At 71.5% G+C, this 22,619-nt stretch carries 21 protein-coding genes; 6 read left to right on the top strand and 15 right to left on the bottom strand.

Annotated elements, in window-relative coordinates; genetic code table 11:
* Window positions 1–729, top strand: a 729-nt coding sequence (locus tag ACYU8V_RS13265; RefSeq protein ID WP_460847982.1) for a hypothetical protein, incomplete at its 5' end; no start/stop codon positions are given.
* A complete protein-coding gene (locus ACYU8V_RS13260; protein WP_460847981.1) occupies window positions 726–1,952 on the top strand; it encodes a hypothetical protein in 1,227 nt (408 codons plus the stop codon). The genes ACYU8V_RS13265 and ACYU8V_RS13260, both read left to right, overlap by 4 nt.
* 203 nt (window positions 1,953–2,155) lie before the next feature.
* Here the strand turns inward: ACYU8V_RS13260 and ACYU8V_RS13255 are convergent, their stop codons facing one another.
* Genes ACYU8V_RS13255 through glf form a run of 4 tightly spaced genes read right to left on the bottom strand, consistent with a single transcriptional unit; the run spans window position 2,156 to window position 7,061 of the window.
* Window positions 2,156–2,947 carry an ABC transporter ATP-binding protein gene (locus ACYU8V_RS13255; protein ID WP_460847980.1) on the bottom strand — a complete coding sequence of 264 codons (792 nt, stop codon included), beginning with the start codon at window positions 2,945–2,947 and terminating at the stop codon, window positions 2,156–2,158.
* 3 nt (window positions 2,948–2,950) lie between these two features.
* On the bottom strand, window positions 2,951–3,880 hold the full coding sequence (locus ACYU8V_RS13250; RefSeq protein WP_460847978.1) for an ABC transporter permease: 930 nt from the start codon (window positions 3,878–3,880) through the stop codon (window positions 2,951–2,953).
* On the bottom strand, window positions 3,877–5,871 hold the full coding sequence (locus tag ACYU8V_RS13245; RefSeq protein ID WP_460847977.1) for a glycosyltransferase: 1,995 nt from the start codon (window positions 5,869–5,871) through the stop codon (window positions 3,877–3,879). The genes ACYU8V_RS13250 and ACYU8V_RS13245 overlap by 4 nt, the downstream gene beginning before the upstream one ends.
* On the bottom strand, window positions 5,868–7,061 hold the full coding sequence (gene glf, locus ACYU8V_RS13240) for a UDP-galactopyranose mutase (protein WP_460847976.1): 1,194 nt from the start codon (window positions 7,059–7,061) through the stop codon (window positions 5,868–5,870). The genes ACYU8V_RS13245 and glf overlap by 4 nt, the downstream gene beginning before the upstream one ends.
* Before the next feature lie 91 nt (window positions 7,062–7,152).
* On the opposite strand from glf, the gene ACYU8V_RS13235 reads away from it, so the two are divergent.
* Window positions 7,153–8,229, top strand: a complete 1,077-nt coding sequence (locus tag ACYU8V_RS13235; protein ID WP_460847985.1) for a phosphatase PAP2 family protein — start codon at window positions 7,153–7,155, stop codon at window positions 8,227–8,229.
* Here ACYU8V_RS13235 and ACYU8V_RS13230 read toward each other — a convergent pair.
* Together ACYU8V_RS13230 and ACYU8V_RS13225 are read right to left on the bottom strand one after the other, a co-directional pair.
* Window positions 8,153–9,070, bottom strand: a complete 918-nt coding sequence (locus ACYU8V_RS13230; protein WP_460847975.1) for a glycosyltransferase family 2 protein — start codon at window positions 9,068–9,070, stop codon at window positions 8,153–8,155. The genes ACYU8V_RS13235 and ACYU8V_RS13230 overlap by 77 nt on opposite strands.
* Window positions 9,067–9,972 (bottom strand): glycosyltransferase family 2 protein, encoded by a 906-nt coding sequence (locus ACYU8V_RS13225; protein ID WP_460847973.1) that lies wholly within the window; start codon window positions 9,970–9,972, stop codon window positions 9,067–9,069. The genes ACYU8V_RS13230 and ACYU8V_RS13225 overlap by 4 nt, the downstream gene beginning before the upstream one ends.
* A 22-nt stretch (window positions 9,973–9,994) precedes the next feature.
* Between ACYU8V_RS13225 and ACYU8V_RS13220 the strand changes: the two genes are divergently transcribed.
* Window positions 9,995–10,795 (top strand): inositol monophosphatase family protein, encoded by an 801-nt coding sequence (locus tag ACYU8V_RS13220; protein ID WP_460847970.1) that lies wholly within the window; start codon window positions 9,995–9,997, stop codon window positions 10,793–10,795.
* Window positions 10,796–10,861: 66 nt separating this feature from the next.
* On the opposite strand, the gene ACYU8V_RS13215 is transcribed toward ACYU8V_RS13220, so the two are convergent.
* The 3 genes from ACYU8V_RS13215 to ACYU8V_RS13205 form a co-directional block, all read right to left on the bottom strand.
* Window positions 10,862–12,310: an LCP family protein gene (locus tag ACYU8V_RS13215; RefSeq protein ID WP_460847969.1), complete on the bottom strand. Its 1,449-nt coding sequence runs from the start codon at window positions 12,308–12,310 to the stop codon at window positions 10,862–10,864.
* 88 nt (window positions 12,311–12,398) lie between these two features.
* Window positions 12,399–12,785: a hypothetical protein gene (locus tag ACYU8V_RS13210; protein WP_460847967.1), complete on the bottom strand. Its 387-nt coding sequence runs from the start codon at window positions 12,783–12,785 to the stop codon at window positions 12,399–12,401.
* 42 nt (window positions 12,786–12,827) lie between these two features.
* The gene (locus ACYU8V_RS13205; RefSeq protein ID WP_460847966.1) at window positions 12,828–13,337 is read right to left on the bottom strand and encodes an acyl-CoA thioesterase; all 510 of its coding nucleotides are present in this window, start codon (window positions 13,335–13,337) and stop codon (window positions 12,828–12,830) included.
* A 24-nt stretch (window positions 13,338–13,361) separates the two neighbouring features.
* On the opposite strand from ACYU8V_RS13205, the gene ACYU8V_RS13200 reads away from it, so the two are divergent.
* Both ACYU8V_RS13200 and ACYU8V_RS13195 read left to right on the top strand, forming a co-directional pair.
* On the top strand, window positions 13,362–14,573 hold the full coding sequence (locus ACYU8V_RS13200) for an LCP family protein (RefSeq protein WP_460847965.1): 1,212 nt from the start codon (window positions 13,362–13,364) through the stop codon (window positions 14,571–14,573).
* The gene (locus ACYU8V_RS13195; RefSeq protein WP_460847963.1) at window positions 14,570–15,445 is read left to right on the top strand and encodes a crotonase/enoyl-CoA hydratase family protein; all 876 of its coding nucleotides are present in this window, start codon (window positions 14,570–14,572) and stop codon (window positions 15,443–15,445) included. The genes ACYU8V_RS13200 and ACYU8V_RS13195 overlap by 4 nt, the downstream gene beginning before the upstream one ends.
* Before the next feature lie 168 nt (window positions 15,446–15,613).
* Here the strand turns inward: ACYU8V_RS13195 and ACYU8V_RS13190 are convergent, their stop codons facing one another.
* The 6 genes from ACYU8V_RS13190 to ACYU8V_RS13165 form a co-directional block, all read right to left on the bottom strand.
* Window positions 15,614–15,757: a DUF1059 domain-containing protein gene (locus ACYU8V_RS13190; protein WP_139622113.1), complete on the bottom strand. Its 144-nt coding sequence runs from the start codon at window positions 15,755–15,757 to the stop codon at window positions 15,614–15,616.
* A 73-nt stretch (window positions 15,758–15,830) separates the two neighbouring features.
* Entirely contained in the window at window positions 15,831–16,397 is a 567-nt protein-coding gene (locus ACYU8V_RS13185) for an LPXTG cell wall anchor domain-containing protein (RefSeq protein ID WP_460847961.1), read from the bottom strand.
* A 133-nt stretch (window positions 16,398–16,530) separates the two neighbouring features.
* Window positions 16,531–17,286 carry a dienelactone hydrolase family protein gene (locus ACYU8V_RS13180; RefSeq protein ID WP_460847984.1) on the bottom strand — a complete coding sequence of 252 codons (756 nt, stop codon included), beginning with the start codon at window positions 17,284–17,286 and terminating at the stop codon, window positions 16,531–16,533.
* Window positions 17,287–17,331: 45 nt separating this feature from the next.
* Window positions 17,332–18,144, bottom strand: a complete 813-nt coding sequence (locus ACYU8V_RS13175) for a 5'-nucleotidase, lipoprotein e(P4) family (protein ID WP_460847959.1) — start codon at window positions 18,142–18,144, stop codon at window positions 17,332–17,334.
* 64 nt (window positions 18,145–18,208) lie between these two features.
* Entirely contained in the window at window positions 18,209–21,583 is a 3,375-nt protein-coding gene (locus tag ACYU8V_RS13170; RefSeq protein WP_460847958.1) for a pyruvate carboxylase, read from the bottom strand.
* 65 nt (window positions 21,584–21,648) lie between these two features.
* Complete coding sequence (locus ACYU8V_RS13165) at window positions 21,649–22,515, bottom strand: methylenetetrahydrofolate reductase (protein WP_460847956.1); 867 nt, start codon at window positions 22,513–22,515, stop codon at window positions 21,649–21,651.
* Window positions 22,516–22,619: the final 104 nt, after the last annotated feature.

The following is a 22,619-nucleotide window of genomic DNA, read 5'->3' as shown; positions in this document are numbered from 1 at the left end:
CTCGCCGCGCTGCCCGAGCGTCCGCCGCGGCGATCGCTGCTCCCTGCCCTGCCCTTCGCGCGCGGGGTGCGCCTCGACGGCGACCCGTGGGCCGTGGCGCGGCTCGAGCTGCGGCGGGCCTCCCGCGGCCGCACCCGGCCCGGTCGCCGCGCCTTCGTGCTCACCGACGACCTCGCCACGGTCGCCCTGCACGCCTGGGGCCACCAGGCCGTCTCCGGCGGCGTCCTCGGCCCGCAGGACTGGCTGACCAACCGGATCCGCACCGACACCCCTCCCCCGGCGCTGCGGCTGGCCAAGCAGGCGGCCCGCGTGGCCGCCGAGGTCGGCGTCCGGCACACGCTGGTCGTCGTCGGCACCCACCCGGTCGCCGGGCTGCGCCCGGACGTGGCCTTCGACCCAGTCGCGGTCGACCTGGCCCGCTGGGTCGGGCGTCCGCTCGGCGTGCTGGTCCCGCCCGAGCGCCGGCGCCGCCTGCTGCTGGAGTCGCTGGTCCCGCAGGCCACCCGCACCAGCGGCCCGCTGGCCGTCCCGGCGCCGTGGCACGACCGGCTGACGGCGTACGCCGAACGCCAGCGCAGCCTGCTGCGCGCTGCCGGATACCCTGTGCTCGGCTCGCTGGACGGGCTGCTCCCGGCGCCCGCGACGGCCCCCGCCTTCCACCGCGACGGCGACGTGCTGGCCCGGGCTCTGGAACTGCTGCTCGACCCGCTGGAAGGGGCTCATCGGTGACGCGACGCATCCTGGTGCACGTCGGTACGCCGAAGACCGGGACGTCCTACCTGCAGGACGTGCTGCTGCGCAACCGCCGCACCCTGCTCAGCGACGCCGGCATCCTCTACCCCGCCGACCGGTTCGACGCCCACTTCCTGGCCGCGCTGGACCTCATGCAGCTGCCCTGGGGCGGCCTGGAGGAGCAGGCGATCGGCGCCTGGGACCGGCTGGCCGAGCAGGTACGGGCCACACCGGAGAGCCGCGCGCACACCGTGATCATCAGCCACGAGATCCTCGCGCGCGCCGGGCGCGCGCAGGTGGACCGGGCGCTGACCTCCCTCGGCCGTGACGAGGGCGCCGAGATCCACGTGCTGCTCTCGGTGCGCGACCTGCAGCGCCAGCTGCCCGCGGAGTGGCAGGAGAACGTCAAGCACCGCGCCACGCTGAGCTACCGCCAGTTCCTCGACCAGGTCACCGACCCCGCCCGCAAGGGCCGCGTCGGCTCGTGGTTCTGGGGCGTGCAGGAGATCCCCGACATCCTGGCCCGCTGGGCCGCCGACATCCCGCCGGAGCGGGTGCACCTGATCACGGTGCCGCCGCCGGGCTCGCCGCCGGGGCTGCTCTGGGAGCGCTTCGTCGAGGCCTTCGGGCTGGGCGGCGTGGACCTCGAGCTGGGCAGCGAGCGCGCCAACCCGTCGCTGGGCGTGCCCGAGACGACGCTGGTACGCCGGATCAACCGGGCCGTCAACGCCGACCTGCAGCCCGCGGACTACCGCCCCCTGGTGCGCGAGCTGCTCGCCCACCAGACCCTGTCGCTGCGCACCTCCTCACCGCGGCTGTCCGTGCCGCCGGCGCTGCTCCCCTGGGTCCAGGACGTCGAGGCCGCCTGGTGCGCGGAGATCGCCGAGCGCGGCTACCACGTGGTCGGCGACCTCGCCGAGCTGCGCGGCACCGGCGCGGCTGCCGGCGACCCCGCCGACTGGGCCGACCCCGACCGCCCCGACGAGGCCGACGTGGCCGACGCAGCGCTCACCGCCATCGGGGCGCTGCTGGGCGAGGCGGCCGAGGCGCACCGGGAGATCGACCGGCTCCGGGACCGGCTCGCCGAGACCGAGCGCAGCCTGGAGCGGTCCTACCTGCGCCCGACGTACCGGCTGCGGGAGAAGGTGGTGCGCCGCCTGGGCGAGAACCCGGCCGGCCAGCGGGCGCTCAAGGCCTACCGCCACGCGCGCAAGCGCTGAGCCCGCCGGGACAGCGGCTTGCCGCCACCGCCGAGGTCGGACCTACGGAGCTCGACCGCGAGCGCGGCAGCGTGGCGCCGCCGGCGCCGGTTGCGAGGTGCGCGGCACGAGGCGACGGAGGGAGCGCCAGCGACCGGAGGAGCCGAGGGACGCGGACCGAGCCAGGCGCCGATCAGCGGCGACGCGCTCGCGCCATCAAAGGGCTACTCGCCGGCGAAGTCCCCGCCGTCGATGTCGCCGTCGAGGTCGGCACCGGCCTGCTCGTCGTACTCGTCCTCGTAGCCGAGGAAGCGGATGCCGTCGTCGGTCGGCCCATCGAAGACCATCCGGCCCTCCTCCAGCACGATGACCCGGTTGCACATGCTGCGGACCGAGGACGTGGCGTGGCTGACGTAGACGATCGTGCAGCCGCTCTCCTTGATCTCGGCCATCTTCGCCATGCACTTGAGCCGGAACGGCCGGTCGCCGACCGCGAGCACCTCGTCGGCGAGGAAGATGTCGGCGTCGACGTGCACCGCGATCGCGAAGCCGAGGCGGGCCTGCTGACCCGAGGAGTAGTGGCCGACCTGGGTGTCGAGCTTCTTCTCCAGCCCGGCGAAGTCGACGATCGCGTCGAACTTGCGCGCGATCTCCTTGTCCGACATGCCCAGGATGGCGGCGTTCAGCATCAGGTTGTCGCGCCCGGTCAGCTGCGGGTGGAAGCCCGCGCCGGTCGCGATCAGGCCGGCGATGCGGCCGCGCGTCAGGACCTTGCCGCCGTCGGGGCGCATGACGCCGTTGACCATCTTGAGCAGCGTGCTCTTGCCCGAGCCGTTCAGGCCCATCAGGCCGATCGCCTCACCCTGCTCGACGGTGAACGACACGTCGTTCACCGCCTGGAAGGTCTGGCTGGTCTGGTTGCCGCGCGCCATGGCGACGGTGATGTCCTTGAACGTGCGGTGGTAGCGCAGCGTGAAGTTCTTGGTGACGTTCTCGCAGACGATCGAGGTACTCATTGCTCAGAGCATCTCCGGAATCTTGTTATCGAGCCGGCTGAAGATCAGCTGGCAGATGCCGAGCAGGACCAGGCTCACGCCCACCATGACGACCCCGCGGAACAGCAGGTGGTCGGGCATCTGGGTGGCGACGGTGAACGCCCGGTCGTCGGTGGTGCCGACCCAGAAGGCCCGCTGGAACAGCACGACGGCCTCGGCGAGGGGGTCGTACATGTAGTACTTCGCGAACGAGCCGAACCGCTCGTGGACCATCGAGTACGAGTACATCATCGGTACGCCGAAGCGGACGAACATCAAGATGATGTTGACGATGTTGCCGAAGTCGCGGAAGAACACGTTGGCCACGCTGAACAGCAGCGCCGCCGCCAGGCCGAGCACCATGATCAGGGCCAGCGCGAGGACCAGCGCGATCATGCCGGCCGGATCGGGGGTCCAGCCCGTGACGCCCGCGGCGATGATCAGGATCACGACCTGCGGCCCGACGTGGTAGAGCGAGGTGAGCATCGTCGCGACCGGGAACATCTCGCGCGGCATCGCCATCTTCTGCACGATGGTCCGGTTGCGCACGATCGAGCGGGTGCCCGCGCCGAAGGTCTCGGTGAAGAAGTGGACGATGACCAGGCCCGCGAACAGGTGGATCGCGAAGTGCTGCAGGTCCTTGTGCAGGTTGAAGATCATGCCCATCACGACCCAGTAGGTCACGAAGTGCGCGAACGGGTTGATGTAGGACCACAGCAGGCCGAGGAACGAGCCCTGGTAGCGGGCGCTGATCTCACGGCGCACCAGAAGCTTGAGCAGGTAGCGGCGGTGGAAGACGCCGACCAGGCCGTTGTCGGCGGTGGGCGGGGCCAGCTCGGCCTCGGTCGCCGAGACCCGGAACCGCACCGGCTCGACGACCCGCTGGGCCGTCGTACCGCTCAGGGTGTCGCTCACGCCTCGCCCCCCTCGTCCTGGCCGGTCCACGGCGCGAAGGTGCGCTCCCACGCCTCGGGCGAGGTGATCTCGCCGAGCTGGTCGCGGTAGGCCTTCGCCAGGGTCGGCCACTCGCGACGGAACCGCTCGTGCAGCGCGAGGGTGCGCTTGAGCTGGGAGCGGAACAGCTCCGGGTCGCGCTGGTAGAGCGCGGCGGAGGTGCCGTCGTTCATCGACACGATGGCCGAGTCGTACTTGGCCAGCTGGTACCACTTCGCGTCCAGCGCGGGGATCTCCACCTCCGGGAACTCCCGCGAGAGGGCGCGCGGCGCCTTGACCTGGCGGATCGGGCCGGTGAGGGCCGAGATCAGCTGCGAGCGGCGGCTCGGCACGTGCGAGATGTGCATGCCCTTGGCCGGCGGCTTGTCGCGCTTGACCGGCGGCAGGTCGTCGCGGTCGGCGACCAGCTGGGCGTCGCTGAACTCCTTGCGCAGCGCGTTCACCTCGGCGAGCCGGGTCGGCAGCATCTCGTGCAGGTGGCCGGGGCCCTGCAGGATGTCCTCCATCGCCTGCAGCCGCAGCTCGGCGGTGGAGTACTGCATGGCGACCAGGTGCGCGATCTGGTTGTTCAGGCTCTCGCGCAGCAGCCGCCCGCCCTTGGGGTAGCGGCTGTGCAGCAGGGCGGCGATCAGCCGGTTGCGGTGGTGGAAGTAGGCCTGCCAGTCGAGGGCGTCGTTCTTGTCGCTCCACGGCACGTGCCACACGGCGGCACCGGGCAGGGTCACCGTCGGGAAGCCGGCCTCCTTGGCGCGCAGGCCGTACTCGGAGTCGTCCCACTTGATGAAGACCGGCAGCGAGAGGCCGATCTGCTCCAGGACGACCCGCGGGATCAGGCAGGAGTACCAGCCGTTGAAGTCGACGTCGCAGCGCTTGTGCAGCCAGCGCGCCGAGCGGATGTTGCGGGTGGAGAAGTCCCAGGCGCCGTAGCCGTCGGGCGGGGTCATCCACAGGAACCGCCACGGGTTCACGATCTCGCCGAAGCTGTGCAGCCGCGAGCGGGAGTAGATGTTGAACATCATCCCGCCGACGATCGTGGGACGGCGGGCCAGGTCGCCGAAGGTGACCTGGCGGATGATGCCCTCGGGCTCGCAGATGACGTCGTCGTCCATCATCAGCGCGTACGTCGCCGTCCCCTTGCGGACGCACTCCAGCTGGCCGCGGGCGTAGCCGCCCGAGCCGCCCAGGTTGCCCTGCTGGATGACCCGCAGCTTGTCGCCGAGCAGCTTCTCGGCCGCCGGGAACTCCTCGTCGTCGACGACGAGCTTGGTGCCCTGCTCCATCACGAAGACGGTGTCGAGGAAGGGCAGCAGGTCGGGGTCGGCCATCTGCTGGAGCAGCTTGGCGCACCAGTCGGGCCGGTTCATCGTGGTGATCGCGATGTCGACCGAGCCATGCTCGGCGCGGTCCTCGGGCACGTCGGCGACCCACTGGGCAGAGACGACCGCGGGGACCTCGCCGGCGATGACGTCGTACCAGTACCAGCCGCCGTCCACGAACGGGATCAGCGAGAGGTCGAAGGTGAAGGTCTGCTCGCCGGACTCGGTGACGACGCCCGCGTCGACGCGCTGGCTGTTGCCGTTGGCGAGGGACTTGTTGACCACGACGTGGGCGCCGATGCCCTCGACGGTCACCTCCAGGCGCACCTGGTCCACGATGGTCCAGCGCCGCCAGTACGACGCCGGGAAGCCGTTGAACAGCGAGCCGAACGAGACGCTCTGGCCGGCCAGCACCTTGAACCGGGTGCGGTCCAGCAGCTGCTCGGGGGCGACCCGGCGTCCGCCTCCGCTGCCCTGGCGGATCTGGGCGTTGTTGATCGCCTTGGCGGCCGAGTCGCCGCCCACGACGTACTTGTCCTCGTCGAGGCGCGCGTCCTCGAGGTCGACGTACAGCGACATGACCTCGAGGTCACGGTCCAGCGGCATGATCTGCCGCTGCAGCAGTCGGCGGCTCATTCGTCCACACCTCCGGACTTGAGCTCGGCGCCGGCAGCGAAGTGCGGCTTGAGCTTGTTGTCGTACATCGACAGCGCGGAGGCGATCGCCATGTGCATGTCGAGGTACTTGTACGTGCCGAGACGCCCGCCGAACAGGACCATGTCCTCCTTCTCGGCGAGGTCGCGGTACTGCAGGATCTTCGCGCGGTTGTCGGCGGTGTTGATCGGGTAGTACGGCTCGTCGCCGTCCTCCGCGAAGCGGCTGAACTCACGCACGACGACCGTCCTTCCCTTGGTGTACGACGCCGCGCGCTCGGGGTGGAGGTGCTTGAACTCCAGCTCGCGGGTGAACGGGACCTCGGGGTCGTTGGCGTTGACTACGCCGGTGCCCTGGTAGTCGTCGACGTCGAGGATCTCGGACTCCAGGTCGACGGTACGCCAGGACAGCTTGCCGGCGGAGTAGTCGAAGTACTCGTCGACCGGCCCGGTGTAGACGATCGGGACCTTGCCCCGGTACTCGTCGACCACGTCGAAGAAGTCGACCGAGGTCTGCACCTCGATGTTGGGGTGGTCGGCCATCCGGGTCAGCCAGGCGGTGTAGCCGTCGGTCGGCAGGCCCTCGTACTTGTCGTTGAAGTAGCGGTTGTCGAAGGTGTAGCGCACCGGCAGCCGCGTGATGATGTCCGGGCTGAGGTCCTTCGGGTCCTTCTCCCACTGCTTGGCGGTGTAGCCCTTGATGAACGCCTCGTAGAGCGGGCGCCCGATCAGGGAGATCGCCTTCTCCTCGAGGTTCTGGGCGGTCTCGGTGTCGAACTCGCTGGCCTGCTCGGCGATCAGCGCGCGCGCCTCGTCGGGCGTGTGCGACCTTCCGAAGAACTGGTTGATCAGGCCCAGGTTCATCGGCAGGGAGTAGACCTGCCCCTGGTACTTGCCGAACACTCGGTGCTTGTAGTCGGTGAACGTCGTGAACCGGTTGACGTACTCCCACACCCGCTCGTTGGAGGTGTGGAACAGGTGGGTGCCGTACTTGTGCACCTCGATCCCGGTCTCCGGCTCGAACTCGGAGTAGGCGTTGCCGCCGATGTGGTCGCGCCGGTCGATCACCCGCACCTTGAGGTCCAGCTCGCTCGCGCAGCGCTCGGCCACGGTCAGGCCGAAGAATCCGGCACCGACGACGAGGAGGTCAGGGAGGGAATCAGCAGTCGACACGGGGCGTGAGTCTAACCGGGCGGCGGCCCGGAACCGGCTTCGGCAAGCCGCGGGGAGGGCGTGGTCTTCGTCAACTATCCTCGCTCGGGTGATGAGGGACAGCGCCGCCTTCCGCTCCGCGCGGCTGTTCGGGCTCGCGTGGGCGTGCGGTCTGCTGCTGACGGCGCTGATGGTCGTGATGGCCGTCGGCGACCACCTGCCGGTGCGTGACGCGGACGACACGATGCTGCGGTTCCCGGCGATCCTGGCGGCCGCGATCGCCCTGGACGTGATCCCCCGGATGATCCGCCGCGGCGAGGTGCGCAGCGTGATGGCCGAGCGCTGGCCGGCCCGGCACTGGGCGTTCGCGCTGAGCGGCCTGGGCGCCTGGTACCTGTGCTACGCGACCTTCCGCAACGTCAAGAGCATGGTGCCCTTCGTCAACCACCACCTGTACGACGACCGGCTGGCCTCCATCGACCACTGGCTGTGGGCCGGGCACACCCCCGCGGTCGTCCTGCACCACCTGCTCGGCACGCACCTGGCCGCCCATGTGTTCTCCACCGTCTACATCGGCTGGATCGCCCTGGTGCCGGTCTCGATCGCGATCGCGCTGGTCTGGACCCGCTCGACGTCCGCCGGCTCCTGGTACGTCACCGCCGTCGCGGTCGACTGGGTGCTCGGCGCGATCCTCTACCTGCTCGTCCCGACCCTCGGGCCCGTCTACTCCTCGCGCGGCGACTTCGCGACGCTGCCGCACACCTACGTCACCGACCTGGTCAACAGCCTGTGGGACGACCGCGTCGCGGTGACCGCGCACCCCTGGGCCTCGGGCACCCTACAGACGATCGCCGCGTTCCCGTCGCTGCACGTCGGGATCATGACCACGATCTGCCTGAGCGTGATGCTGTTCGGGCTCCAGCGCTGGATCCAGGTCGTCGCGTGGATCTTCTGGGTGCTGACCGTGCTCGCCACGCTCTACATCGGCTGGCACTTCTTCTGCGACATCCTCGGCGGCATCGTCATCGGCTCGCTGGCCGTGTGGATGTCCGCGATGACGACCGGCAACCACGTCGGCCTGCGCCCGCAGCTGCGGCGTACCCGCGACCGGCTCAGGGAGTCCGACGGACCGGAGGAGCCGCCGGGTCGGGTCGACGCATCGGGCGCGCGTCCCGCACCGCTCGGATGACGTTGCGGGCCTCGGCCCGCCCGCCCCGCACCGGGCTCAGCAGCACCACCACGAGCGCGATCAGCCACGGCTTGAGGCGCACAGCCGCGTTCTCGCCGTACCGGAAGTGCACCGCGAACAGGTTGCGGTACATGTAGTAGCCCTTCCAGCCCGACAGGTCGTGCTGCTGGTCGAAGTCGAACTGGCGGACCAGCACCGCGTCGCGCACGGCGAGGATCGGGAAGCCCGCGCGGCGGGCGCGGATCGCGTAGTCGACGTCGTCGTAGAAGATGAAGAAGCTGGGGTCCGGCAGGCCGATCCGGTCCACGACCTCGCGGCGGACCAGGAAGCCCTCGAAGGCGACGTTCTGCACCTCGACCGTCGCGGGCATGTCCGCGCGGGAGGCGTACGTCGAGTCGATGCTGGCCGTCTTCGGGCGGATCGCGAGCGGGTTGCGCAGGTCGAAACGGACCGCGGCCTTCTCGATGAGCCGGCCCGCGAGGTCCTCGCGGACGCTGATCAGCGCGCTCGCGTCGACCTCGAGCAGCCGGGTGAGGCAGTCCGGGGCGGGGACGACGTCGTCGTCCATCAGCCACATCGCGTCGAAGCCCTGGTCGTAGGCGGCCCCGAGGCCGACGTGGAAGCCGCCCGCTCCCCCGAGGTTGTCGGTGGTGCGGATCGTCTGCAGGCCGGGCAGCGTGCTCGCGGCGAGGACGTCGGGGGTGTGGTCGGTGCTGGCGTTGTCGACGACGATCACCGCGTCGGGAGCGCGGTCCAGGCCGGCCAGGCCCGCGAGCATGCGCTCGAGCAGGTCGGCGCGGTTGTAGGTCACGACGACGACCGCCACCCTCTCGGCGGTCATCGCAGGTACCTCTCGTGACCGGTGAAGTCGCCGCGGAGCCCGGCGTACGCCGCCCTGGCGCTGGTCGCGATCCGGGCCGGCTGCGGGTGGGTGAACAGGTAGAACCAGACCGTCTTCACCCAGAACAGCAGGACGTGGACCCAGCCGCGGTAGCGCAGCAGGTTGACGGTGTTGTTGCGCGCCATGCAGTAGTGCTTGAGCTCGCTGGGGCTGTGGTTGTACGTCGTCCGCCCGAACATCATGGGCGCGCCCAGGCTGCCCACGGACGGGTGCCGCACCGTCGCGTCGACCACCGTGGCGATGCGGGCTCCGGCCGCCTCAGCACGGAGGCGGTACTCGTGGTCGTCGCCCCAGATGAAGAACTCCGCGCGCGGGTAGCCGATCTCCTCGACCAGCGCCCGGGTCACGAGGACGCCGTTGAACGGGATGACGATGTCGTCGAGGCGGCCGTCGCGCGCGGCGGCGCGGACGTCGGCGAGGTCGTGCACGACCTTCGTGCCGCCGGGCAGCCGGATCGGGAAGACGAGCCGCTCGGGCGCGGCCTCGTCGACCACGACCGGGCCCCAGAAGTCGAGGTCGGGCTCACGCAGGAGCCGGTCCAGGCAGTCGGAGTCGGGCAGGCCGTCGTCGTCCATCAGCCACACCAGGTCCGCCGGGGTCTCCTCGACGGCCCAGCGCAGGCCCTCGTGGAAGCCGCCCGCTCCCCCGGTGTTGGTGGCGAGGGTGCGGTGCTCGACCTCGTTCTCGGTCAGCCACGCGCCGGTGCCGTCGGTGGACGCGTTGTCGACGACCAGGACCCGGTCGAGGGCCTCGAGGGAGCGCAGCCGGGCCACGAGGGTCTCCAGCAGGGGCAGGCGGTTGTAGGTGACCACCACCGCCACGACCGCCCTGTCCTCCAGCACGGCGGACACCCTACGGGGTCGCATGACCACGGCCGATACCGTGGAGCCCGTGGACACCGCCGAGGTTCTCGCCCTGCTGCAGGACGTCGCCGCCGAGGTCATCACGCCGCGGTTCCGGGCGCTGGCCGACGCCGACGTCTCGGAGAAGAACCCGGGCGACCTGGTGACGATCGCCGACCACGAGTCCGAGGAGCTGATCACCGAGGCGCTGCAGGCGGCGTACCCGGACGCGCTGATCCTCGGCGAGGAGGCGATGGCCGCCGATCCGTCGCTGATCGATCGATTCGCCGACGCCGAGCACGCCTTCACCGTCGACCCCGTCGACGGCACCAAGAACTTCGTGAACGGCTCCCCCGACCACGCCGTGATGGTGGGCGAGGTGCTGCGCGGCGAGACCGTGCGCGGCTGGATCTGGCAGCCCCAGCACGAGGCGGCGTACGTCGCCGAGCGCGGCGGCGGCGCCACCCTCAACGGCGAGCCGCTGCGCGTGGCGGAGCCGGGCGATGCGCCGTACCGCACCGCCCGGAGGCAGTGGGTCGGCCGCGAGCTGCCCGGGCTGGGCGAGCTCGAGCTCACCTGGGCCTGCTGCGGGGTCGACTACCCGCGGCTGATCGCCGGCGCCGCGCACGTGCTGCTCTACAGCCGCAGCATGCCGTGGGACCACATCCCCGGCGCGCTCATCCTCACCGAGGCCGGTGGCGCGATCGGGCGCCACGACGGCGGACCGATGACCCCACAGCGCCTGGAGGGCGGCCTGGTCGCCGCCCCCGACCGAGCGACGTACGACGCCGTGGTGGAGGCGCTGAGGAACTTCAGCGCCTGACCCGAAGGCTTGCCGCCAGACCGAGGCAGGGCCTACGAAAGACAACCGCGTGCGCTCGCGCAGATATCAGCAGCTGGCGCCGAGGTCCGAGGTGTCGTTCGCGGTGTAGCCGTCCTGGTAGGACCCCAGCGCACCCTCGTTCATCTGGGCGGCCCGGTGGTGCTTCCTCTTCCCGCCCGACCCCGCGCCGTTCTCCGACTTGTCGATGGCGGCGGCGATCATCGCGTGCACCTTGGCGATGTCCGGGTCGGCGGTGTTGACGGCCGGCGGGACGATCGAGACGGTGGCCATCTTCTGGCTGCGGGCCTTGAGGGCGAGCTGGGCGAAGCGCGGGACCTCCGAGGACGGCAGGTCGGTGGAGATGGTGCCGGTGGTGGCCTTCTCCAGCGCACTGAAGTGCTTGACGACGTCCATCGGGCTGATCTGCTGCAGCATCGCGCTCATCACGCACTTCTGCCGGGCCATCCGGGAGTAGTCGTCGGAGGTGGCGCGGGAGCGGGCGTACCAGAGCAGCTGGTCGCCCTCGAGCTTCTGCCGGCCGGCGGGGATGTAGCCCGTCACGTCGCCGGTCTTGCCGATGGCGATGGGCTGACGGACGTCGATGGTGACGCCGCCGACGGCCTTGGAGAGGTCGCGGAAGCCCTGCAGGTCGACCATCGCCCAGTAGTTGATCTGCAGTCCCGTGACGCCCTCGATGGCCGAGATGACCGCTTCCTTGCTCGCCTTGTCGGGATCGCCGCCGAACAGCTTGGCGTGGTCGACGGCCCAGGTGCTGACCGCGTTCAGCTCGCAGTTCGGGATGCCGCAGTCGAACCCGTGGGGCCACTGCTTCGCCATCACCGATCCCGGCGCGAAGGGGAAGTTCTGCAGGTTGCGAGGAAGGCCGATGAGCACCGTCTTGCCGGTGTGGGCGTCGATCGAGGCGACGGTCATCGAGTCGGTGCGCATGCCCACGCGGCTCCGGCCGGAGTCGCCGCCGAGCAGCAGGATGTTGTAGCGGCCGTCATGGGCGCCGGTGACGGCGCCGTTGCCGAACATCGCGGAGAGGAAGGCGTCACCGGTCGCGGCGAGGTGGGCGCCGAACAGCAGGCCGCCCGCGACCGAGAAGCAGAGCACGCCGTTGACGCCGGTCATCATCAGCCGCTGCTGGCGGACCAGGGTGAGCGGCTGGCCGATCCGCCAGGCGTCGACGAACAGGTAGACCCAGCCGAGCGCCAGCGCGATCATCACCAGCCGCGCGATGGCGAACAGGTGCAGTTTGATGGCCAGTCCGAGCATGAAGAACGGCCACAGGTAGGTGCCGAGCAGGCCGAGGGCGCCGAGCGCCAGCAGGGCCAGCCAGATCCGCAGCGCGACCCGGCCGACGGCGCGGTTGCCCGCCACGAGCTGGGCGGAGCCGGGCACGAGCAGCGTGAACGCCATCAGCACGACCGCGCGACGGAACCGGACGCTGGCGGCGCGCTCCGCAACGCTCTGCGGGACGGGACCGGCGGTCGCGACGGTGTAGGTGGCCATTCGGCGGCATCTCCTGCTGGGGAAGGAAGCAGTCCGAGCCAGTATCACCAGTCACACAGGTAACAGCCGTCCCGACGCGCCGAAGGAGCTACTGCAGGCCGCCGAGGGTGGGCCGTGCGGCGTTGACGTCGACGCACTGCCAGGAGGAGTGGTCGCCGTGGTGGTTCTCGGCGAAGACGCAGGTGGCGCCGTCGCGCTTCTCGACCTTGACGATCACCCCGCTGGGCACGTTGAAGGCGTGGCCGCCGATGAGGTGCGGCTCGTTGCCGTGCTTGACGACCAGCGCCTCGCCGGGCTTGCCCTCCTTGAGGAGGTCCCACTGCAGGCCCTCCATCTCGATCAGCGCGCGGTACATCGGTCGACGCCGGTCGGCGCGCTTGTCCAGCCACAGCGAGGAGACGACCAGGCCGACGATGACGAGGACTGCCACCACCAGGGCGATGACACGTTTCGGCGACAGCAGACCGCGGAGCATGGACGGCATCCTACGGATCGGCCGCTGGAACCGGGGATTCCCCTAGGGTGTGACGCCGCGCGCGTCGTCGATCTCCCGGCGGCCCGCGAGCCGGTGGGCACGGCGGATCTCGGCCTCGCGCCAGCGGCGTACCTCGTGCTCGTCGCGCAGGTCCAGCGGCGGGACCGGGCGTGCGTGCCCGGCGCCGTCGATCGCCACGAACACGAAGTATGCCGATCCGACGTGTCGCCACTCGGTCGCCGCGTCCCAGGGCTGGGTCTCGATGCGCACCCCGATCTCCATCGAGGAGCGGCCGACCCAGTTCACCTGGCCGTAGGTCCGCACGATGTCACCGACCCGGACCGGCTCGAGGAAGGCCATCTCGTCCAGCGCCGCCGTGACCGCCGGGCCGCCGCTGTGCCGCTGCGCCACGACCCCCGCCGTGGAGTCGGCGAGCTTGACCACCTCGCCGCCGTGGACGTTGCCGAGCAGGTTCGCCTGCGCGCGGGACGTGACGGCGGCCAGCTCGATCCGGGAGTACGACGGCGAGCGCGCCGCGAGGGAATCGGTCACGCGCTGACGGTAGCGTCTTGGCCCATGGCAGGGGGTAGCGACGACACGCGCGGGTCCGACGAGTTCGGCTGGATGTACGGCGACCAGCCCAAGGGCGGTGGTCAGGGCGCGAGCCGTCCCGGCGACGACCCCGAGCCGACCCGCCGGATCCCGACCCAGCCGCGCCCCGGCACCGGCACTCCCCCGCCGAGCCGCGGCCTGCCGCCCGCGCGGCCGGCGGAGACCCGCTACGGGGCGAGCGTGGAGCCGGCGAAGCCGCCGCGACCCGCCTGGTCGGCGGGCCCGAGCGGGTGGAAGCGGCCGGGCCGCTGGGTGAAGATCCTCGGCGCGCTGGTCGTGCTGTGGCTGGTCTACACGCTGGCCGTGCCGTTCTTCACCTGGACCCGGGTCACCAAGATCCCCTTCGAGCCGACCGGCGCCCGTCCGGCGGAGCAGCCGGGAACGACGTACCTGATGGTCGGGAGCGACTCCCGTGCGGGGCTGACCACGGCGCAGAAGAAGGAGTACCACACCGGTCTGCACCACAACGAGAACCTGTCGGACACGATCATGATGCTGCACACCGGCTCGGGGCCGGACGTGCTGATCTCCTTCCCGCGCGACTGGTACGTCGACGGCAGCCGGATCAACGGCTACTTCAAGGCCGGCGACGCCACGAAGCTGGTGCACGCGATCGAGCAGCAGACGGGGGTCCGCATCGACGACTACGTCCAGGTCGGGCTCGGCGGCGTCGCGGGCGTGGTCGACGCCGTCGGCGGCATCACGATCTGTCCGAAGACGCGGATGGACGACAAGGACGCCGGCCTGCACGTGAAGAAGGGCTGCCAGGAGGCCGACGGCCGCACGGCCCTCGCCTATGCCCGCTCCCGGCACGCGCAGCGCCTCGGCGACCTGGACCGGGTCGCGCACCAGCGCGAGGTGGTCGCGGCCATCGGCAGCAAGGTGTTCTCGCCGTGGTCGGTGCTCAACCCGTTCCGCTGGTGGAGGCTGAACCAGGCCGTGCCGGACTTCTTCTCCTTCGGCGAGGGCACCAACCAGGTCGCCGTCGCCCGCTGGGCGCTCGCGATGCGGCACGCCGGCAGCAAGGACGGGCTCACCTGCACGATGCCGGTCACCGACGGATCGGCCCACTACATGGACGAGTCGCGGGCCAAGCCGCTGTTCAAGGCCATCATCGAGGACCGCACCGGCGACATCACCAAGAAGGAATGCACGGCCTCAGGCCTCCCCTCATGACCAGCTACGAGACCCTCCAGTGGAGCGTCGACGCCGATGGCATCGCCACGCTCATCCTGCACCGCCCCGACGCCCTCAACGCGTTCAACCTGACCATGGCGCGCGAGCTGCACCAGGTGTTCCTCACCGACGCCCGCAGCGACGACGTCCGCGCCGTCGTGGTCACCGGCTCGGGCCGCGCGTTCTGCGCCGGCATGGACCTGTCGGCCGAGGGCAACGTGTTCGGGCTCGACGAGAGCCTCTCGCCCACGCCCGAGGAGTTCCGGGCGGCGTACGACGAGGCGCCGTACGACGACGGCATCCGGGACACCGGCGGCAAGGTCACGCTGGCCATCCACGCCCTGCCCAAGCCGGTCATCGCGGCCATCAACGGTCCGGCCGTCGGCATCGGTGCGACGATGACCCTGGCGATGGACCTCCGGCTGGCCTCGACGAAGGCCCGGATCGGCTTCGTGTTCGGCCGTCTCGGCATCGTGCCGGAGGCGTGCTCGACCTGGTTCCTGCCGCGCATCGTCGGCATCCAGCAGGCGCTGGAGTGGGTCTACTCCGCCGACATCCTCACCGGCGAGCAGGCGTACGCCGGCCGGCTGGTGCGCAGCCTCCACGAGCCCGAGGAGCTCCTCCCGGCGGCCTACGACCTGGCGCGCTCCTTCGTCCGCGACCGCTCGCCGGTGGCGCTGGGCCTGGCCAAGCAGATGCTCTACCGCAACGGCGCCGCCGCCGACCCGCTCGAGGCGCACCTGTCCGACTCCCTGGCGATGTACTACACCTCGATCGCCGACGGGAAGGAGGGCGTGGCCGCGTTCCTGGAGAAGCGGGCGCCCGAGTTCACCGGCAAGGCGTCGGAGCTGCCGCGGATCTACCCCGCCTGAGTCGCGCGGGCGCGAAGCGCCACCGATGCGAGCGCCGGCAGCGCGGCGCCGCAGCGACCGAGGCCGAGCGCGCGGCGGACGGTGCCGTAGGGAGCGAGGAACGAGCGACCGGAGGTGCCGACCGACGCAAGGTCGGCGAGGGAGCGATCGCGGCGACGCGCTCGGCGCTCACATCGCCATGAACAGGATCTCCTCGCGGGAGTACTCCCGCCCGGGGTGCTCGGCGGCGAGGTGCTCCTGCACCTTCTCGACGAGCTCGTCGTCGGTGTCGGCGCGCAGGGTCGTGTCACAGGGGCAACGCAAGGACGGCATGGTGCCGAGGGTAGTCCTCGGACCATGCCGTCCGCGATGGATCAGGCTGGGATCTCGGCTGGATCTGGATGGATCAGGCGTGCGCGGCGACGCGGCGGCGGCGTGCGGTGTAGGTCGCCGCGCCTCCCACGAGCACCAGACCGAAGCCTGCGATGAGCCACCACTCCGACGGGCCGCCGGTGTTGGGCAGGCCGCCCCCGCCACCGCCGCCGTTGTTGTGGTGCTCGCCCGCGACGCTCTTGGTGCTGAACCGGCCGAAGCACTGGCAGTCGAGGTAGACGCCCGGGTCGGCGCTGAAGCTGGCGACCGCGCGGTAGGCGCCGTTCTTGAGGACGGGGCCGGTGATCGACAGCGGGGTGCCGTTGTAGTGGACCGTCTTGCTCCACGAGGTCGTGGCGCGGGCCGCACGCGCGGCGTTGCCGACGCGGGAGACCGAGATGGTGACATCGCCGGTGACTGCGGTGGACGCGTTGCCCTTGACGTCGATGTACGCCGAGATGGGCTTGCCCGCCTTCGCGCTGACGCTGACGTTGCACGAGGTGCTCACGCCGTTGCCGTAGCCCGAAGCCGCACCGCCGGAGGCGATGACGAGAACCGCCACCAGTCCCGTCGCGATGTAGGTGATGAGCCTCCCGAACATGCCCCAACCCCCTTCAAAGGAAATCCCGATGTCCCCCAGACAACGACAACCCTAGGGCTCAGGTGACGCGTTACACACAGCATTTCGACATACGGCGCACATTTTCTTCTGCATTGGTTGGTAAAGCCTGCTATTACGCGTGCTCCAGGTGCCGGCCGAGCAGTGCCCGGAGCTCGCGGAAGGACCGCTCCGCGGCGGCTTCGTCGTACGACGAGGTGTCGGCCATCGTGAAGCCGTGCTGTGCGCCGGCGTACACCTCGTTGGTCGCGGTGAGGCCGGCGGCGGCCAGCGCCTCCCCGAGCCGCACGACGGCCTCGGGCGGCATCGACGGGTCGTTGTCGGCATGGCCGAAGACGAGCTCGGCGCGCGCGTGGGCGAGCAGCAGGTGCGGGCTGTCGGGGTCCTCGGTGGCCAGCCGGCCGCCGTGGAAGCCGGCCGCCGCGGCGACGTCGTCGGGGTGGTTGCCGGCGGCGCGGGTCGCCAGCCGGGCGCCCATGCAGTAGCCCGTGACGCCGAGTGGGCCGTCGCCCACCTCGGGACGCGCCCGCAGCGCGGCGAGGTAGCCGGCCGTGTCGGCGTCGGAGAGCTCGGGCGTGAGCGCCCGCAGGTGCGGCATGACCGCCGCGAAGAACCGCTCCCGCTCCTCGGGCATCCGCAGATCGGCGGTCGGCGCGAGGTCCGCGACCGTGATGGTGCGGTGGAAGAGGTGGGGCACCAGGACGACGTACCCCCACGACGCGATCCGGTCGGCCATCGCCTCGAGCTGCGGTCGCAGCCCGAAGGCGTCCATGAAGAACAGCACACCGGGGCGGGTCTCCCCCGCGGCGAGGTCGGGCGGGACGGCGAGGTGGGCCTCGGCGCTCCCGTCGGGCAGGGGCAGGTCGATCATCGGCACGCCGACGAGATTACGACCTGCCCCGAGCCCGTCAGCCCGTCAGCTCGTGACGAGCGGGGCGTCCCAGGCGTGCAGCGGGTTCGTGCTCCACTGGCCGTACGCCGAGTCCGGGAACGCGATCCACGAGGTGCCCCAGCGGGCGTCGTACTGGTCGACCAGCTGCGCCTGCCGCTCCTCGCTGGCGTGCTTGAACTCCTGGGAGAAGTCGGTCAGCGAGTCGCCGAGCTCGAGCACGATCCGGTGGTCCCGGCTCACGATCGCGCGGCGCTCGGCCTTGGTCGGGCCGTAGAGCAGGACGTGGTCGTCGCTGACCTGCGGCAGGCCGAGGGTGCGCAGGGTGGCGAGCGTGGAGGGCTTGTTCTCCTGGAACCGGTCGGAGATGTAGTAGACGCCCAGGCCGAGCCGGTCGGCCTCGTGGAAGAACGCCGCGGCACCCGGGATGAGGGTCGGGTCGCCGTTGATCTCCCAGTCCGACCAGGTGTCCCACGTCGTGTAGGTGTGGCAGGCCTGCAGGTCGCGGGCCAGCAGCGCGCTGTTGTCGAGCACGGTCTCGTCCAGGTCGGCGACGACGGCGAGGTGCCCGTTGCGCTTGATCAGCCCGACCCGGGCGCCGTTGTCCTGGTAGGCCTGCATCGGTCCCACGAGCTGCTCGAGCCGGTCGGCGGCCAGGCGGTAGGACTGCTTCTGCAGCGCGGCCACCGAGGCGGACTGCTGGTAGCGCAGCGCCATCGCGTACTCGCTCACCGGGCAGCCGGCCGACTCGTCGGTCGAGGACGCCGGCTGGGCGACGACGAACCCGGTGATCACGCTCGCTGCGGCCGCCGCGAGACCGGCACTGAGGAACCTCTTCACGAAACACTTCCTTCTCTCTGCACGGCACTCCCCGTGCGGGTGCCGTGACGGGGCCTGGGTCGGATCAGCCCAGGACGATCAGCAGGTCGCCTCCGTCGACGGCCTGCGGGCCCGAGACGGCCACGCGATCGACGACGCCCGCGACGGGGGCCGTGATGCTGGCCTCCATCTTCATCGCCTCGATGGTGGCGACGACGTCACCGGCCTCGACCTTGTCGCCGGCCGCGACCGCGACCGTGACCACGCCCTGGAAGGGCGCGGCGACATGGCCGGGGTTGCCGGTGTCGGCGCGCTCCGCGCTGACCACGTCGGTCGAGACCGAGCGGTCGCGCACCGAGATCGGCCGCAGGTGGCCGTTCAGGGTGCACATCACGGTGCGGTAGCCGCGCTCGTCGGGCTGGCTGACGGCCTGGACCCCGACGACGAGCTTCACGCCGGGCTCGAGCTCGACCACGTGCTCGTCGCCCTCGCGCAGCCCGTAGAGGTAGTCCAGGGTGTCGATGACCGACAGGTCGCCCCAGCGCTCGCGGGCGTCGAGGAAGTCGCGGGTGGGCCCGGGGAAGAGCAGCCGGTTGAGGGTGGCGCGGCGGTCGGTGCGCAGCCCCTCCTCGGCATCCGCGGGCAGCGTCTCGTCCGGGGCGCTCCACGGCTTGTTGCCGATCGCGCGGGTCCGGAACGGCTCGGGCCAGCCTCCCGGCGGGTCGCCGAGCTCGCCGTGCAGGAAGCCGATCACGGAGGCCGGGACGTCGTACGACGCCGGGTCGTCCGCGAACGCGACCGGGTCCGCCCCCGCGGCCACCAGGGCCAGGGCGAGGTCGCCGATGACCTTCGAGCTCGGGGTCACCTTGGGGACGTTGCCGAGGATGTCGTTGGCGGCGGCGTACATGTCCTCGATCTGCTCGAACTTCTCCCCCAGGCCGAGCGCGATCGCCTGCTGGCGCAGGTTGGAGAGCTGTCCGCCGGGGATCTCGTGCCGGTAGACACGGCCGGTCGGCGCGGGGAGGCCCGACTCGAAGGGCGCGTAGACCCGGCGTACCGCCTCCCAGTAGGGCTCCAGCGCGTTGACCGCGGTGAGGTCCAGGCCGGTGGCGCGGGCGGTGAAGTCGGTCGCCGCGACCAGCGCCGAGAGCGGCGGCTGGGAGGTGGTGCCGGCCATCGCCGCGCACGCCGCGTCGACCGCGTCCACGCCGGCGTCGATCGCGGCGGTGAGGGTCGCGAGCTGGCCGCCCGGGGTGTCGTGGGTGTGCAGGTGGACCGGCAGGTCGAAGCGCTCGCGCAGCGCGGCGACCAGGGTGCGCGCGGCCGGGGCCCGCAGCAGCCCGGCCATGTCCTTGATCGCGAGCACGTGCGCGCCCGCCTCGACGATCTGCTCGGCCAGGCGCAGGTAGTAGTCGAGCGTGTACAGCCGCTCGCCGGGGTCGGAGAGGTCGCCGGTGTAGCACAGCGCCACCTCGGCGACGGTGCTGCCGGTGGCGCGGACCGCGTCGATGGCCGGCCGCATCTGGTCGACGTCGTTGAGGGCGTCGAAGATCCGGAACACGTCGATGCCGGTGGCCGCGGCCTCCTCGACGAAGGCGTCGGTGACCGCGGTCGGGTACGGCGTGTAGCCGACGGTGTTGCGCCCGCGCAGCAGCATCTGCAGGCAGATGTTCGGCACCGCCTCGCGCAGCCCCGCCAGCCGCTCCCACGGGTCCTCACCCAGGAAGCGCAGCGCCACGTCGTACGTCGCCCCGCCCCAGCACTCCAGCGACCAGAGCTCGGGGGTGGTGCGGGCGACGTGCCCGGCGACGGCGAGCAGGTCGGTCGTGCGCACGCGCGTGGCCAGCAGCGACTGGTGCGCGTCACGGAAGGTGGTGTCGGTGACCGCGACCGCGTCGGCGGCCCGCAGCCGGCGCGCGAACTCCTCCGGGCCGGTCGCGAGCAGCAGCTGCCGGCTGCCCGGCGCGGGCTCCCCCGGCGCGAGCCGCGGCAGCTTGCTGGCCGGGGTCACGGTGACCGGCGCCTCGCCGTACGGCCGGTTGACGGTGACGTCGGCCAGGTAGGACAGCAGCTTGGTGCCGCGGTCGCCGGAGCTGCGGGCCTCGAGCAGCCGCGGGTGCCGCTCGATGAACGAGGTGGTGAGCCGGCCGGCCTGGAAGTCCGGGTCGCGCAGCAGCGCCTGGAGGAACGGGATGTTGGTGGAGATGCCGCGGATCCGGAACTCGTCGACGGCACGCCGGGCACGGCGTACGGCGTCGTCGAAGGTGCGGCCCCGGCAGGTCAGCTTGGCGAGCATCGAGTCGAAGTGCGGGCTGACCTCGGCGCCGGTGAACGTCGTGCCGCCGTCGACGCGGACGCCGGCTCCGCCGGGCGAGCGGTACGCCGTGATGGTGCCCGTGTCCGGCCGGAAGCCGTTCGCGGGGTCCTCGGTGGTGATCCGGCACTGCAGCGCGGCGCCGCGGAGCCGGATCTCGTCCTGGGCCAGGCCGAGGTCGGCGTGGGTGGCGCCCGACGCGATCCGCAGCTGGGCCTGCACCAGGTCGACGTCGGTGACCTCCTCGGTGACCGTGTGCTCGACCTGGATCCGCGGGTTCATCTCGATGAAGAAGTAGTCGCCGGACGGGTCGAGCAGGAACTCGACGGTGCCCGCGTTGCGGTAGCCGATGTGGCGCGCGAAGCGGACCGCGTCGGCGCACATCCGGTCGCGCAGCGCGGGGTCGAGGCCGGGCGCGGGCGCGATCTCGACGACCTTCTGGTGGCGCCGCTGGACCGAGCAGTCGCGCTCGTAGAGGTGGATGACCTCCCCCTCGGCGTCGGCCAGGATCTGCACCTCGATGTGCCGCGGCTCGACGACCGCCTGCTCGATGAAGACCGTCGGGTCGCCGAACGCGCCGGACGCCTCGCGCATGCAGGTCTCGATCGACTCGCGCAGCGCCTCGGGCCGCTCGACCATCCGCATGCCGCGCCCGCCGCCGCCGGCGACGGCCTTCACGAACAGCGGGTAGCGCAGGCCCTCGGCCGCGGCGACGAGCTCGTCGGCGTCGTCGGTCGGGTCGATCGAGGCCAGGGTCGGTACGCCGGCCTCCCGCGCCGCCGCGACCGCGCGCGCCTTGTTGCCGGTCAGCTCCAGCACGCTCGCCGGCGGGCCGACGAAGGTGATCCCGGCGTCGGCGCAGGCCTCGGCCAGCGCGGGGTTCTCCGAGAGGAAGCCGTAGCCCGGGTAGACGGCGTCGGCGCCCGCCTCGACGGCCGCCGCGACGATGGCGTCGGGGTCGAGGTAGGAGCGGACCGGGTGGCCCCGCTCGCCGATCTGGTAGGCCTCGTCGGCCTTGAGCCGGTGCTCGGAACCGCGGTCCTCGAACGGGTAGACGGCGACCGTGCGGGCGCCCAGCTCGTTGGCGGCGCGGAACGCACGGATCGCGATCTCTCCGCGGTTGGCGACCAGGATCTTGTCAAACATGACACTCCTCAGGGGGCGGGGACTGCTCACGGTCAGCGGGCGGTCGGCGGTCGGTCGGCCGGCGGTCAGCGGGCGGTGGAGCCCGCCGGCGTACCGAGGCGCTCGACCTGTACCCGCCGCCACGCCTCAGTCTCGGCGACCTGGTTGAAGGTGAACAGGTGCAGGCCGGCGACACCGGCCTCCGGACCGGGCGCGGCCGCTGCGACGGCGGCGAGGAAGCGCATCGGGTCGTAGCCGCCCGGCGAGACGATCCGGGTGAACAGGTTGCGGTTCTTGACGAGGAACTTCGTCGACTCCCCCACCCCGATCTTGGTCGCCATCTTCAGCAGCGGGCCGCGGTCCACCGGCCCGACCAGGCCGATCAGGATCGGCGTCCGCACGCCGCGGGCGCGCACCCGCTCGATCCAGCCGGCCACGACCTTGGGGTCGAAGACCAGGTTGCTGACGATCTGCGTGGCGTGGTGGCGCTTGTCCCACATCGCCTGCACGGTGACGTCGTCGCCGATGCGCGGGTGCGACTCCGGGTAGCCGGTGATGCCGACCTGGGCGAACGGGCTGCCCATCGCCTCGAGGTCGGCGAGCAGCTCGACCGCGCCGTGGTAGCCGCCGGGGGCCGGGTCGGCGTCTCCGGCGGGCACGAAGACGCTGGAGACGCCGCACTCCCGCAGCCGGGCGCAGATCTCCTCGAGCTCGGAGCGTCCTGCGACCATCCGCGCCGCGAGGTGGGGTACGACGTCGAAGCCGCGACCGGCCAGCTCCTCGGCGCAGTCCAGGGTCGCGCCCAGGCCCTTGCTGGGCGAGGCGGTCACCGTCACGGTCGCGCCGGGCTGCAGGTGGGTCGAGACCTCATCGACGATGCGGGCGGTCGGCAGCACCTCGAAGCGCGCGCTCTCCAGCCAGGAGCGGGCGGCCGCCCGGGTCCGAGCCCTCATCGCGCGACCGCCATGAGGCCGGTCGCCGCTGCGCCCGCGGCGGCGCGGGCGAGCCGGACAGCGACGCGCGAGGCGGCCGCGGCGGGCGCCGGGTCGTGCACGCG

It is taken from the genome of Nocardioides ultimimeridianus (assembly GCF_054777895.1).
Note: the sequence above shows the minus strand (reverse complement) of the source record. Positions and strands in the feature narration are given on the sequence as shown.